The 13,264-nt window shown below is 37.4% G+C and carries 11 protein-coding genes; 8 read left to right on the top strand and 3 right to left on the bottom strand.

Annotated features, from left to right (window positions below):
• Positions 1–94 precede the first annotated feature (94 nt).
• The 6 genes from hprK (at position 95) to IGK54_RS07480 (ending at position 5,092) form a co-directional block, all read left to right on the top strand.
• A complete protein-coding gene (gene hprK / locus IGK54_RS07505; RefSeq protein WP_002357309.1) occupies positions 95–1,030 on the top strand; it encodes an HPr(Ser) kinase/phosphatase in 936 nt (311 codons plus the stop codon).
• A gap of 17 nt (positions 1,031–1,047) precedes the next feature.
• Entirely contained in the window at positions 1,048–1,881 is an 834-nt protein-coding gene (gene lgt, locus IGK54_RS07500) for a prolipoprotein diacylglyceryl transferase (RefSeq protein WP_002381830.1), read from the top strand.
• A 68-nt stretch (positions 1,882–1,949) separates the two neighbouring features.
• Positions 1,950–2,972, top strand: a complete 1,023-nt coding sequence (locus IGK54_RS07495; RefSeq protein ID WP_010777678.1) for an NAD(P)H-dependent glycerol-3-phosphate dehydrogenase — start codon at positions 1,950–1,952, stop codon at positions 2,970–2,972.
• A gap of 11 nt (positions 2,973–2,983) precedes the next feature.
• Positions 2,984–3,880, top strand: coding sequence for a UTP--glucose-1-phosphate uridylyltransferase GalU (galU, locus tag IGK54_RS07490; protein WP_002357314.1), 897 nt, complete (start codon positions 2,984–2,986; stop codon positions 3,878–3,880).
• Positions 3,881–4,057: 177 nt separating this feature from the next.
• Complete coding sequence (locus tag IGK54_RS07485) at positions 4,058–4,489, top strand: DUF948 domain-containing protein (RefSeq protein ID WP_002357316.1); 432 nt, start codon at positions 4,058–4,060, stop codon at positions 4,487–4,489.
• Between the two features lie 15 nt (positions 4,490–4,504).
• Complete coding sequence (locus IGK54_RS07480; protein ID WP_002381831.1) at positions 4,505–5,092, top strand: YtxH domain-containing protein; 588 nt, start codon at positions 4,505–4,507, stop codon at positions 5,090–5,092.
• A gap of 120 nt (positions 5,093–5,212) precedes the next feature.
• Here IGK54_RS07480 and IGK54_RS07475 read toward each other — a convergent pair whose 3' ends face one another.
• The gene (locus tag IGK54_RS07475; RefSeq protein ID WP_002366790.1) at positions 5,213–6,316 is read right to left on the bottom strand and encodes an aminopeptidase P family protein; all 1,104 of its coding nucleotides are present in this window, start codon (positions 6,314–6,316) and stop codon (positions 5,213–5,215) included.
• A gap of 214 nt (positions 6,317–6,530) precedes the next feature.
• Between IGK54_RS07475 and ccpA the strand changes: the two genes are divergently transcribed.
• The gene (ccpA, locus tag IGK54_RS07470) at positions 6,531–7,532 is read left to right on the top strand and encodes a catabolite control protein A (RefSeq protein WP_002357319.1); all 1,002 of its coding nucleotides are present in this window, start codon (positions 6,531–6,533) and stop codon (positions 7,530–7,532) included.
• A gap of 6 nt (positions 7,533–7,538) precedes the next feature.
• Here ccpA and IGK54_RS07465 read toward each other — a convergent pair whose 3' ends face one another.
• Both IGK54_RS07465 and IGK54_RS07460 read right to left on the bottom strand, forming a co-directional pair.
• Positions 7,539–9,218 (bottom strand): IS1182 family transposase, encoded by a 1,680-nt coding sequence (locus IGK54_RS07465; RefSeq protein ID WP_430602847.1) that lies wholly within the window; start codon positions 9,216–9,218, stop codon positions 7,539–7,541.
• Positions 9,219–9,405: 187 nt separating this feature from the next.
• Positions 9,406–11,814 (bottom strand): transglycosylase domain-containing protein, encoded by a 2,409-nt coding sequence (locus IGK54_RS07460; protein WP_430602845.1) that lies wholly within the window; start codon positions 11,812–11,814, stop codon positions 9,406–9,408.
• Positions 11,815–11,998: 184 nt separating this feature from the next.
• On the opposite strand from IGK54_RS07460, the gene tyrS reads away from it, so the two are divergent.
• Positions 11,999–13,261 carry a tyrosine--tRNA ligase gene (gene tyrS, locus IGK54_RS07455; RefSeq protein WP_002357324.1) on the top strand — a complete coding sequence of 421 codons (1,263 nt, stop codon included), beginning with the start codon at positions 11,999–12,001 and terminating at the stop codon, positions 13,259–13,261.
• Positions 13,262–13,264: the final 3 nt, after the last annotated feature.

The raw sequence follows: 13,264 nt of genomic DNA, 5'->3' as shown, positions 1-13,264 counted from the left end.
TATGATAATTCTAGGAATTATCTAGTGAATAGCTAGAAACTTGTATTTTTAAATGATAAAATATAACAAGTAGCAGAAAGGACTGACATTCGATATGACAGAAGTGGTAAAGATTTATCAACTGGTAGAAAATCTTTCTTTAGAAGTAGTATACGGAGATGAAGAAAGCTTAAATAGAACAATTAAAACTGGTGAAATTTCCCGGCCAGGTTTAGAATTAACTGGGTATTTTAATTATTATTCCCATGACCGTTTACAATTATTTGGGAGCAAAGAAATTACCTTTGCGGAACGAATGATGCCTGAAGAGCGTTTATTAGTGATGCGCCGTTTATGTGCGAAAGATACTCCAGCCTTTATAGTATCCAGAGGACTAGAAATCCCCGAAGAATTAATTACAGCAGCAAAAGAAAATGGCGTTTCTGTATTGCGTTCACCGATTTCAACTTCCCGTTTACTAGGGGAACTATCCAGTTATTTAGATGGCCGTTTAGCTGTTCGGACAAGTGTCCATGGGGTTTTAGTTGATGTTTATGGACTTGGTGTTTTGATTCAAGGAGATAGCGGTATTGGTAAAAGTGAAACAGCTTTAGAGCTTATTAAGCGTGGACATCGGCTAATCGCAGACGATCGTGTCGATGTTTATCAGCAAGATGAATTAACCGTGGTGGGAGAGCCACCAAAAATTTTGCAGCATTTAATTGAAATTCGTGGTATCGGGATTATTGACGTCATGAACCTGTTTGGAGCTAGTGCGGTCCGTGGCTTTATGCAAGTTCAATTGGTCGTTTATTTAGAGGCATGGGAAAAAGACAAGAAATATGATCGTCTTGGTAGTGATGATGCAATGGTTGAAATAGCTAACGTTGATGTCCCTCAGATTCGTATTCCTGTTAAGACCGGCCGAAATGTGGCCATTATCATTGAAGTAGCAGCAATGAACTTCCGCGCGAAAACAATGGGCTATGATGCAACAAAAACGTTCGAAGAGCGCTTAACCCGTTTGATTGAAGAAAATTCAGGAGAATAGAAGGAGAAGATGTGATGATGTTAGCTCAAGTAAATTCAATTGCATTTCGCCTTTTCGGTATTCCCGTCTATTGGTATGCAATTATTATTGTTTCAGGGATTGCTTTAGCTGTTTGGCTAAGTAGTCGTGAAGCCGTTCGTGTTGGTTTAAAAGAAGATGATGTCTTTGACTTTATGCTCTGGGGATTACCTGCAGCAATTGTTGGCGCGCGCTTGTATTACGTCGCTTTTCAATGGCAAGATTATGTAGACAATCCGATTGAAATTTTCTTTACTCGAAATGGTGGCTTAGCGATTTATGGTGGTCTTATTGGTGGGGGACTGGCGCTGTTTTTCTTTACGCGTCATCGTTTCATTTCTACATGGACTTTTTTAGATATTGCCGCACCAAGTGTGATTTTAGCGCAAGCAATTGGTCGTTGGGGCAACTTTATGAATCATGAAGCCTATGGGCCAGCGACCACCAGACAATTTTTAGAAAATCTCCATTTACCAACGTTTATCATTGATAACATGAATATCAACGGAACGTATCATCAACCAACATTTTTATATGAATCTGTCTGGAATGTTTTAGGGTTTATCGTTTTAGTGTTATTACGCAAAAAGCCACACTTTTTAAAAGAAGGCGAAGTCTTTTTAGGTTATATAATATGGTATTCTTTCGGCCGCTTCTTCATCGAAGGGTTACGGATGGACAGTTTGTATGCGTTTAGTAACATTCGTGTCTCACAATTGTTGTCTTTAGTGATGTTCGTGGCAGCAATTGTTATTGTGATCGTTCGTAGAAGAAATCCCAATTTGAAATTTTACAATCGGGAGAAACAAAAGAAAAAAATAACAACTTCTTAATCCAACTTGATCGAAGAATATGGTAAACTAAAGAAGTAACGTTGTTTAGCGAAAGGAGAGTTTCACCGATGAAACAAAAAGTCGCTGTTTTAGGTCCAGGTTCCTGGGGGACAGCTTTAGCTCAAGTATTAGCCGAAAATGGACACGAGGTCTGTATTTGGGGAAATAAACCAGAGCAAATCGATGAAATAAATACAAAACATACCAACAAACATTATTTACCAGAATTAATCTTACCTACTTCAATTCAGGCAACCACTGATTTAGCTACTGCTTTAGTAGATGTGGATGCGGTACTGTTTGTGGTACCAACTAAAGCCATTCGTTCAGTAGCACAAGAAGTGGCCCAACATTTAAAAACAAAACCAATTATTATTCATGCAAGTAAAGGGCTCGAACAAGTTACACATAAGCGGATTTCAGAAGTGATAGCGGAAGAGATTCCAGCAGAAAAACGGCAAGGGATTGTGGTTTTATCTGGTCCAAGCCATGCAGAAGAAGTCGCTGTTCATGACATTACAACCATTACAGCAGCAAGCGAAAATTTAGCAGACGCTGTGTATGTGCAAGAGTTGTTTATGAATGATTACTTTAGAATTTATACGAATGATGATGTGATTGGTGTAGAAACAGGGGCGGCCTTAAAAAATATTATTGCTTTGGGCGCCGGAGCGATTCATGGCTTAGGCTTTGGTGATAATGCCAAAGCGGCAATTATGACTCGTGGTTTAGCAGAAATTAGTCGTTTAGGGGTTGCGATGGGAGCAAACCCATTAACATTTATTGGTTTAAGTGGTGTTGGGGATTTAATTGTTACTTGTACAAGTGTCCATTCTCGAAATTGGCGTGCGGGTAATTTATTAGGAAAAGGCCATAAGTTAGATGAAGTCTTAGAAAACATGGGCATGATTGTGGAAGGTGTTTCAACAACTAAAGCAGCCTATGAATTGGCACAACAATTAGAAGTCGAAATGCCAATCACAGAAACAATCTACAATGTCTTGTACAATGACGAAGATGTACAACAAGCAGCAAAAGAAATCATGTTGCGCGATGGCAAAACCGAAAACGAGTTTACACTTGATTTTTAGGAGGAAAAAAGATGAAAGTTAAAAAGGCAGTTATTCCAGCAGCTGGGTTAGGAACACGTTTCTTGCCGGCTACTAAAGCGATGGCAAAAGAAATGTTGCCGATTGTTGATAAACCAACGATTCAATTTATTGTAGAAGAAGCACTAGCTTCAGGAATCGAAGATATTTTAATTGTGACAGGCAAAGCCAAACGTCCGATTGAAGATCATTTCGATTCAAATGTTGAACTAGAAAATAACTTAAAAGAAAAAAATAAAACCGATTTATTGAAATTAGTCGAAGAAACAACGGATGTTAATTTACATTTTATTCGTCAATCCCATCCGAAAGGCTTAGGACACGCTGTTTTACAAGCGAAAGCATTTGTTGGCAATGAACCTTTTGTCGTGATGTTAGGCGACGATTTAATGGAAGATAAAGTGCCATTAACGAAACAATTAATGGATGATTACGAACAAACACATGCTTCGACAATTGCGGTAATGAAAGTACCCCATGAAGATACTTCAAAATATGGTATTATCAACCCAGAAAAAGAAATCGAAAAAGGACTATACAATGTCGAGAATTTTGTTGAAAAACCAAAACCCGAGGAAGCACCAAGTGATTTAGCGATTATCGGCCGTTATTTATTAACCCCTGAAATTTTTGATGTACTTGAAAATCAAAAACCAGGAGCTGGTAACGAAATTCAGTTAACAGATGCGATTGACACTTTAAATAAAACACAACGCGTTTTTGCTCGTGAGTTTAAAGGAGAACGTTACGACGTTGGCGATAAATTTGGGTTTATGAAAACAAGCATTGAATATGGTTTGACTCATCCAGAAGTAAAAGATAATTTACGAGAATACATTATTAATTTAGGTGCTCAATTAGCGAAAAAAGAGCAACCAAAAGAAAAATAAATAAAAATAAGCGTAAAATTTCAATTCGTTAGAAGGAAATTTTACGCTTATTTTCTTAAAGAAAAGGGCATGAGAATTTTATAAAATAAATTGGCATTCTTAGCTTTATGAGTTGTGAAAAATATAAGTTGGTGTTATCCTAAGATTATAAATAAAATTTCAGAGGGGAGTAATGATATGTCAGGTGGGGAAATTGCTGCCTTAATTGCAGCGGTAGCATTTGTTGTTTTAGTCATCTTTTTAGTACTTGTGTTATATAAAGTTTCTCAAGTTGTTTCAAAAATTGAAGATACAATTGATGAAACAAACACAACAATCAAAGTCGTGACTAGCGATGTGAATGTATTGAGTCGCCAAGTGGAAGGCTTGCTTGTTAAAAGTAATGAACTATTGACAGATGTGAATCAAAAAGTGGCAACGATTGATCCGTTGTTTACGGCCGTTGCTGATTTAAGCGAAAGTGTCTCTGAATTGAACACCTCAAGTAAACATTTGATTACAAAGGTAGGAACCGTAGGGAAAGGCACAGCGAAAGCTGGTTTAGTGAGTAAAGTAGGCGGTTCTGCTTTTAGAGCAATGCGTTCAAAAAATAAAAAAACAAATAACTAATTGGAGGAGATTTTTATGGCTAAAAAAGGCGGATTTTTCTTAGGAGCAGTAATTGGTGGAACAGCAGCAGCCGTTGCCGCATTATTACTTGCACCAAAATCAGGTAAAGAATTACGTGATGATTTATCAAATCAAACAGATGATTTAAAAAACAAAGCGCAAGATTACACAGATTATGCTGTTCAAAAAGGAACAGAATTAACAGAAATCGCAAAACAAAAAGCCGGCGTTTTATCAGATCAAGCCTCTGATTTGGCAGGTTCTGTCAAAGAAAAAACAAAAGATTCATTGGATAAAGCACAAGGTGTTTCTGGCGACATGCTTGATAACTTTAAAAAACAAACAGGTGATTTATCTGATCAATTTAAAAAAGCAGCTGACGATGCTCAAGATCACGCAGAAGATTTAGGTGAAATTGCCGAAGATGCAGCAGAAGATATCTATATTGACGTTAAAGATTCTGCGGCAGCGGCCAAAGAAACTGTTTCTGCTGGTGTCGATGAAGCAAAAGAAACCACCAAAGATGTTCCTGAAAAAGCTGCAGAAGCAAAAGAAGATGTTAAAGATGCAGCGAAAGACGTAAAAAAAGAATTTAAAGGGTAACAAGCGTTTAGCTTATGAAAGTTAGCAACGGATCGTGTTGCTTTTGTTCAGCGGCTTACCTTAAAATTTAGAAATGAGGCCATCAGTCCGGTTGACTGATGGCCTCATTTTATTTTTATGCTATTCAATAATTTGCAATTCTTTGGTTGTCTTAGTGAATGGTTCGGAGCCTGTTTTGGTTACGTGTAAACAATCTTCAATACGAACGCCTACTTTTCCAGGAATGTAAATACCGGGCTCAATAGAGAAACACATACCTTCTTCAATGACTAAATCATTGCCATGAACCAGCGATGGGTATTCATGGACAGTGGTTCCAATGCCATGGCCTAAGCGATGGTTAAAGTATTCACCATAACCAGCTTTTGTGATTACACCTCGAGCAATATCATCTAATTCGCCTGCTGTAACACCAGGTTTCACCGCTTCAGTTGCTGCTAATTGTGCTTCTAAGACAATTCCATAAATTTCTTTTTGGAAATCAGAAGGTTCCAAGTAGCTGACTGTTCGTGTGGCATCACTACAATAGCCATTATGAACGACACCTAAATCAAATAGCACTAAGTCATGGGGCTCAATTTTTGTTTCGCCAGGTACCCCGTGAGGACTAGCTCCGTTTTTTCCTGTTAAGACTAACGTATCAAAACTCATTGAGCGAATACCTTGACGTTTTAATTGATACTCGATTTCTGCAACAATTTCTTGTTCCGCAACGCCTGCTTGAATTGCTTTGAAACCAATCTCAAAAGCGACATCCGCCCAACTACCAGCTTCTAGTAAACGTTGAATTTCAGGTTCTGTTTTAATTAATTGAAGTTTTTCAATTAAAGGCGTAACATCATGCGAAAAATCGCTAGCTGGGAAATAGGTTTTCAATTGATCAAAACGAGCTAAAGAAAGAGCTTGTTTTTCTAAAGCAAAGCGTGGTGTGCCTTGTGTTCGTTTATTTAATAAAGCCGCAATTTTTTCCCAAGGATTTTCGCTATCTAAATAACCATAAACGGGATAAGTCCAACTACTATTTTCGGCATCTTCGACTTCTAATGCAGGTGTAAATAAAAATGATTGGTCGTCCGCAGCGATAAACAAAGCTAACACGCGTTCATGAGGTTCGCTTTCGTAACCGGAAAAGTAAGCGATATGACCAGGATCACTAATATAAGTGAAGTCAATCTTTTCTTGGTGCATCCAATTTTTTAAATCGGCAATTTTTTCTTGATTCATAAAACATCCTTCTTTCTTTTATTCTGAAGTGAATCACAGTACTATCATAACATGAAATGACAAAAAGTTCCTTTTGAAATGGAAAGTAAATTTTCATGAAAAAACGATAAAACGGTTGCAAAAATAGAAGAATTTTGATATTCTAGGCTAGGAAAGAAATGTAAACAGTGTTTTCAGAAAATGAGAACAAATTCATATTTATAGGAGAAGAAACATGGAAAAACAAACAATTACAATTTATGATGTTGCTAGAGAGGCAAATGTATCTATGGCTACTGTTTCTCGTGTTGTCAATGGTAATCCCAATGTAAAACCAGCAACGCGTAAAAAAGTCTTAGAAGTGATTGATCGCTTAGATTACCGTCCTAACGCAGTCGCACGTGGTTTAGCAAGTAAAAAAACGACAACAGTGGGTGTCATTATTCCAGATGTTAGTAATGCATTTTTTGCTTCATTAGCACGTGGCATTGACGACGTGGCTACAATGTATAAATATAATATCATTTTAGCTAATTCAGATGGAGACGATCAAAAAGAAGTTACTGTATTAAACAATTTACTTGCCAAGCAAGTAGATGGGATTATCTTTATGGGTCATCGTATTACAGATGATATTCGTGGTGAATTTTCACGTTCAAAAACACCTGTTGTCTTAGCAGGTTCAATTGATCCAGACGAACAAGTTGGTAGCGTTAATATTGATTACACAGAAGCAACGAAAGATGCAACAGCGACTTTAGCGAAAAATGGGAACAAAAAAATTGCTTTTGTTAGTGGTGCATTAATCGATCCAATTAATGGTCAAAACCGAATGAAAGGCTACAAAGAAGCCTTAGCGGAAAATGGCTTGTCTTATAATGAAGGCTTAGTTTTTGAATCTGAATATAAATTTAAAGCAGGCATTAATTTGGCTGAGCGTGTCCGTAATAGTGGGGCAACTGCTGCCTTTGTTACAGATGATGAGCTAGCGATTGGTTTATTAGATGGGATGCTTGATGCTGGTGTGAAAGTTCCAGAAGAATTTGAAATCATTACAAGCAATAACTCATTGCTTACAGAAGTCTCTCGTCCACGTCTATCAAGTATTACACAACCTTTATATGATATCGGTGCCGTGTCAATGCGCTTATTAACAAAACTAATGAACAAAGAAGAAATTGAAGAAAAAACAGTTGTTTTACCTTATGGAATTGATCAAAAAGGTTCAACAAAATAAATTGAATTAAACGAGAGTGGGACAATAGTCCTTTCTCCAAAAGAAACCAAGTCCGATTTTGATGATTACTTTCAAAATCGGACTTGGTTTTTCATTTTTACGTTGTTTTTTCTCCATATATTTCCCTAATTTTCTTAAATTTAATGCCATGAGCGCCAAGCCAATGTCAATCTTGGCTCCTTGTTTCCCTCGTAAGTGGAAACGTTGGAACGCCAAATGAGCCTTTAGGTGGCCGAACACTGGTTCGACATCGATTTTCCGTTTCCGATAAATCGAACCTGTTTTTTCCTCTAAAAGCTTCTTTTTACATTCGGCTTTGAAATAGCGCCATGTATTATTCACTAAAATTTGTCGGTTTTGCTCACTTTTTGCCTTCGTACATTGACTACGAACAGGACAATCTCGACAATTTTCACATTCATAAATTTTGAAGTCACGGACAAATCCGCCTTTATCTTTTCTTCGACTATATCGCTTGAAGGGAACTGCCCGATGGGCAGGACAAATATATGTATCTTCTTTTTCCAAATAGCGCCAGTTATCAACCATAAAAGGACTGTTTCTATAGGTCTTTTTATTTTCTTTATGATAACTAGCATAGGTGATTAATGGCGTTTTATGCAAGACATCGTTGATATACGTATAATTTTCTTCACTTCCATAGCCGGCATCCGCTACAATATACTCGGGTAATTCGTTGTGTTGTTCCAAAAAGCTGTCTAAAAATGGATTTAAAGTTTTTGTATCTGTTGGATTCGGGAACAGATCATACGCTAGGACATATTGATTTTCTGTTGCGATTTGTAAATTGTAGCCTGGCTTTAGTTGACCATTGCGCATATAATCGTCTTTCATCCGCATAAATGTGGCATCTGTATCTGTTTTAGAAAAACTATTTCGCTCTTGAAAAAGGCGGTTATAGGTTTCATATCTTTGTTTTCTTGGTAAATAATCCGCTTGGATTTTGCGTAGATACTTTTTGTAGGTTCTTCTTTTTTTCTTTAATTGGCTTTGTTTTTCTTTCTTCTTTTCCTTTTGTAGTTGTTCTTCTGTCGCCACCAACTCTGTTTCCAAGTGCTGCGCGATTTCTTCCAATTGGGTGCTTGTCAATCTATCACTTTGGTTTTCTTCTTTTAAAGAAGGCAAGATTTCTTCTTTATAAAGGGTTTGATAGAATTCGTTTGATTGTTTATCCAAAGCAGCTTCATACCGATTTGTTGCTTTGCGCCAGACAAAACTGAATTTATTGGCATCCGCTTCGATTTTTGTACCATCAATAAATAGCGCTTCATTGTCAATTACCTGATTGGTGATTAATTGACGGCGGAATAAGACAAAGGCTTCTGCTAAAAGGTGAGCAGTTGTTTCCTGACTTCGGAAGCGATTGATGGTCCGGTAACTGACTTGTTCGTGGTTAGCTAGCCAACGCATACGATAACTGTCATCTAATAGAAATTCAATTTTACGACCTGAAAAAACACGTTGCGTATAAGCATATAAAATAATTTTTAACATCATTTTGGGGTGGTAGGCCGGTCGGCCTAGTTGTTCTTCTAATTTAAGAAAGAGTGTTTGTGGCATGGCTTCGACTAAAGCATTAACCGCAAAAGCGACATCTGTTTCAGGAATATATTGTTCCATATCTAATGGTAAAGTTGTTTGATTGATGGTATAATTTTTAAACATAAAGCACTCGCTTCCTTTCTGATTGGGTTTCGTCACTTTAATCTTACAGGAATGAGTGCTTTTTGTGTACTTTGAAATTAAAAAAATGGGGCAATAATCAGATTTTTTTCTGATTATTGTCCCATTCTCGTTTTTTGATACCTAAAAATGAGCCAGAAAAATACGTTTTCTGGCTCATTTTAGCGAGTTAATTATTGTTCTTTTTATTTTCGTTGTTTTTATTGTTGTTGTTATTATTTGTAGTGGCACGTGGAGCAAGATTTCCCCAGTAAGAAGCGTAATTGCTGTCTGTTCCACCGATCCCAAATTTATAGGTACTTTGTGGTGCACCATCTTTGGCATAGTATGAAGTCGTTGTTTTGCCAGGTGTATTGAACTTGGCACCATTATAGGTAATTGAGCCAGGTTTTTCACCAGTAAATTCAGAAACTTTTGATTTAATGACACTTGGGTCTAATTCAAATTTTTGACCAATGCCAAACAATTCTGGATTCGCATAGTACAGCGCGTTAGCTAAGTTCGCCATATAATTCCCGTTATTGTCGCCGCTGGTCGTCGTCATTGGCGCTGGTAGATCATGTCCTGACCAAGAACTTAGTGTCACAGTCGGGGTAGAGACAATTAGCCATGAATCTTTATAGTCATTAGTTGTCCCAGTTTTTCCGACCCAATCAGCACTGGCTAAATGAGGATTCAAGCCAGCTAATGTTGGTTTGAATTTTGTCGTATTCGCAGAATCCACCACTGAGCGCAACAAGTCATTCATAATAGAAGCGGTCGCCGGTGAATAAACTTGCGTTCCTTCATCTTTGTGTTCGTAGACCACATGTCCGCTATTGTCTGTGATTTTTTCAATCATGTAGGCTTTTTGATATTTACCTTTGTTAGCAAGCGCTTGGAAGCCGTTTGTTTGTGTTACAACATTTGTTTCTACTGAACCCAATGGCGCAGATTCGTAAGCCCAAGCATCTGAAGCTGGATAGTTCATTTTACTTAAGTAGTGATTGTAAGAGAAATTATCATCACCCATTTTTTTCCTTAGCTCATTATTAACATGAACGACAGGGATATTGAAAGACCAATTCAAGGCATTCCGAACAGTCACGAATTGATTTAAATCCACATTTGTGGAATTAACAAATTCTGTACCATCAGCATAAGTCGTTGGGTAGTTGGCCAGACGACTTTCAGAACCAATGAGTCCTTGATCAATCGCAGGGCCATAGACAGAAATTGGTTTAATCGTAGAACCAACTTGACGATCGGCATTAAAGGCATGGTTGTTTTGATTAATATCGAAGTTTCTGCCGCCGATAAAACCAAGGATACGACCAGTAGCGTTATCCATTAAAATATTGCCAGTTTCAATCATTGTATTCCCATTGACATCTGCAGTGCCATCATCAAGCAAATAACCATAATTTGCGACAGCGGTTTGCATCGTGTTATAAATGTTCTGATCAATGGTTGATTGGATTGTATAGCCTTGCGACTGGATTTCGCGACGTGCTTGTTCTTCATATTGATCTAAACCAACTTGATCTAAATCATCACGATTAACTTTAGCTTTTTTCATATCTAAATCCATGACAATCTCAACTGCTTTATCTAACACCGTATAGTATAGATAGCCTTCTGTATTGACATTGGCCTGTTCAGTTGGTAAAAAGTCTTTTTTCAAGTCGTAAGCTTTGGCTTCTTCATATTCCTTTTGTGAAATTGCTTTTTCTCGGTACATACTGAAAAGAACAAAATCTTTTCTCTTCATTCCTAAAGACAAATCGTCTTTCAAGGCACCAGTGTTAGTATAGGGCGTGTAAACAATGGGACTTTGGGGAAGTCCTGCGATAAAGGCCGCTTGAGGAAGATTCAAGTCCTTGGCACTTTTACCAAAGAGTCCTTTGGCTGCTTCTTCCACGCCTGCAATATTTTCACCTTTGTTATTACGACCAAAAGGGGAGACATTTAGATAAGTTGTCACGATTTCGTCCTTAGAAAAGTATTTTTCAATACGTAAAGCTAATAAAATTTCGTTGGCTTTCCGTTTAAAGGTCGTTTCATCAGTTAAAATCTGTTGCTTGACCAATTGCTGAGTCAATGTTGAACCACCAGAAGAACCGCCGATACCTGTCGCATCAGAAATCAACGCTCGAACTAGCGCTTTTGGTACCACCCCATGATGTTCTTCAAAATATTCATCTTCTGTTGAAATAATGGCTTTTTTTAGCAATGGAGACATTTGATCGCCATTAATTCGTGTCCGAATTAAATCTGATTTGATGTTAGCAATCGGAGTACCATCTGCGTAAGTCATTTTTGACACTTCGGTAATATCACTGATTTCTTTTTGCAATTCTTCCTTCGTTGGGGGCTGTGTATCTTCAACTAGAAAAGCAAAATAGCCCATTCCGATACCTAAGCCAAGAGAGCCACCTAAGACAATCAGAATAACCCCAAAAACCACTAATGACTGAAAAACGCGAATAATGACATTTAAAATAAGTAAAAAGACATTGCCGCCAGAAGAGGTCGTTGGTTTTTGCTTATTGTTACTTGAATTATTTTTCAAAAGCTTCACCTCAATAAAATGATACATTCTGTGTTATTATAGCAAAAAAAAGCTTCTATGAATAGTTTCTACACCAATTGCCATTTTTTGTTGAAAAAACTTAAGAGAAAATAGGGAAATCTCATTTTTTGACTTTTCAAGTGTGACAGAATCGGTTACTATGAATAGGGGAATTTGATCTATTATTATGTTTTACTATAGGAGGAAAATCATGAATTCAGCTTTTTTTGAAGAATTAAAAGCCCGTGGGTTGGTCTACCAAGTCACAGATGAAGAAGCCTTACAAAAACAATTAAATGAAGAATCTGTTAAATTATATATCGGCTTTGATCCAACGGCAGACAGTTTACACATCGGGCATCTACTGCCAATTCTTATGTTACGTCGTTTCCAACAAAATGGTCATGTGCCCATTGCTTTAGTTGGTGGCGGAACAGGCATGATTGGTGATCCATCATTCAAAGATGCAGAGCGTAGTTTAAACACACTTGATACAGTGAAAGCTTGGTCTGAAAGTATTAAGGGCCAGTTGTCACGTTTTATCGATTTTGAAGATGAAAAAAATCCAGCGATTCTAGCAAATAACTATGATTGGCTTGGAGAGCTTTCGTTAATTGATTTCTTACGTGATGTGGGAAAAAACTTTACAATTAACTATATGATGAGTAAAGAAAGCGTGAAACGTCGAATCGAAACAGGAATTTCTTATACTGAATTTGCGTATCAATTATTACAAGCGTATGATTTCTTGAAATTGTACGAAACAGAAGGTTGTTTATTGCAATTAGGCGGCAGTGATCAATGGGGAAACATTACTTCAGGGATTGAATTATTACGCCGAGAACAAGAAGTTCAAGGATTTGGCTTAACTATGCCTTTAATTACAAAAGCAGATGGTACCAAATTTGGTAAAACAGAAGGAAACGCAGTTTGGCTAGATGCGGAAAAAACTTCGCCATATGAATTTTATCAATTCTGGATTAACACAGATGATCGTGATGTCGTGAAATTCTTGAAATACTTTACTTTCTTAACATTGGATGAAATTGCAACAATTGAAGAAGAATTTACAGCGAACCCAGGTCAACGTGCTGCGCAAAAAGCGTTAGCCAAAGAAGTGACTACTTTAGTTCACGGTGAAGCAGCCTATCATCAAGCGGTTAAAATTTCAGAAGCGTTGTTCAGCGGAGATATCCAAAGCTTAACAGCAGAAGAAATTAAACAAGGCTTTAAAGATGTACCAACGTACGAGGTGCAACCAGAGGATCAATTAAGTTTAGTCGACTTATTAGTTACCTCAAAAATAGAACCATCCAAACGTCAAGCCCGTGAAGATGTTCAAAATGGAGCGATTTACGTCAATGGAGAACGTAGACAAGATTTAGCAGCTGAATTGACAGAAACTGATAAAATCGAAGGACAATTTACTGTGATTCGTCGCGGGAAGAAAAAATATTTCTTGTTAAAATACTAAAAA

Source organism: Enterococcus sp. DIV2384 (assembly GCF_050534975.1).
Lineage (GTDB): Bacteria > Bacillota > Bacilli > Lactobacillales > Enterococcaceae > Enterococcus > Enterococcus faecalis.
The sequence above is the reverse complement of the archived record's forward strand: the minus strand, read 5'-3'. Positions and strand labels throughout refer to the sequence as shown.